General features: G+C 60.8%; 2 tRNA genes and 2 rRNA genes. All 4 read left to right on the top strand.

Features of this window, described 5'->3' with window-relative positions:
- Positions 1 to 104 (top strand): 16S ribosomal RNA (locus AKJ13_RS29920); the annotation flags it as partial.
- Positions 105 to 307: 203 nt separating this feature from the next.
- Positions 308 to 384, top strand: a tRNA-Ile gene (locus tag AKJ13_RS29915).
- A 36-nt stretch (positions 385 to 420) separates the two neighbouring features.
- Positions 421 to 496, top strand: a tRNA-Ala gene (locus AKJ13_RS29910).
- Positions 497 to 823: 327 nt separating this feature from the next.
- Positions 824 to 915: ribosomal RNA gene (locus tag AKJ13_RS29905) — 23S ribosomal RNA — on the top strand; the annotation flags it as partial.

Here is a 915-nt window from a genome sequence, read left to right as displayed (position 1 = left end):
CTGCGCCAACCGCAAGGAGGCAGGCGACCACGGTAGGGTCAGCGACTGGGGTGAAGTCGTAACAAGGTAGCCGTAGGGGAACCTGCGGCTGGATCACCTCCTTTCTAAGGATTTCTCTTTGGACATGGGGTCCGGTTCTGCCGGATCGCAGCGAACGTCCGTTCGTCCATCGAGGATCATTTAGGATACAGGGTTCAGTCAGAACCCATTTTGCGGGACGTACGCCGTCCTCGTTTCTCTTCCTCACCAGATAGCGCGATCGGCGCTTCGCCCCGGCTTGTGCCGGGCGGCGCGCCTCGATCGCTCTGGGCCTGTAGCTCAGGTGGTTAGAGCGCACCCCTGATAAGGGTGAGGTCGGACGTTCGAGTCGTCCCAGGCCCACCACGACACGGGACGCTCTGCCGTCGGCGCTGACCCCTTGGGGCCATAGCTCAGTTGGGAGAGCGCGTGCTTTGCAAGCATGAGGTCGTCGGTTCGATCCCGTCTGGCTCCACCATTTTCTTGGGACTTGGCGCTGCTGATGTGGCGGCCGCCCGAGAGACGGTGTCGAGCCTGGCTATCTGGAACACAGTTTGCCGCGGCATGGCGGCTTGAGGATCTCTGATCCCGAACAGCCAGCCAGCGTGCGAAGACATCAGTGACATTGTGAAGAGGGAATGTGGCCGTTGGGGCAGAGAGATCTGCCAACCCTGACGGTCATGTTCGGCAAGCATACGGTGGTGGGTCCGGAAACGGATCTGCCACTGGTCTTTTTGTGACCGTGTCGCGCTGATCGGCCAGCCTTACGGCTGTCGGATCAGCGACGGACATCGATCACGAGAGCGATCAAGTGCCTTAAGAGCATTCGGTGGATGCCTTGGCGCTGAGAGGCGATGAAGGACGTGGTACGCTGCGATAAGCCTTGGGGAGCTGCGA

The sequence above is a fragment of the Methylobacterium sp. ARG-1 genome (assembly GCF_001262595.1).
In the GTDB taxonomy this organism is placed as follows: Bacteria; Pseudomonadota; Alphaproteobacteria; order Rhizobiales; family Beijerinckiaceae; genus Methylobacterium; species Methylobacterium brachiatum.
Note: the sequence above shows the minus strand (reverse complement) of the source record. Positions and strands in the feature narration are given on the sequence as shown.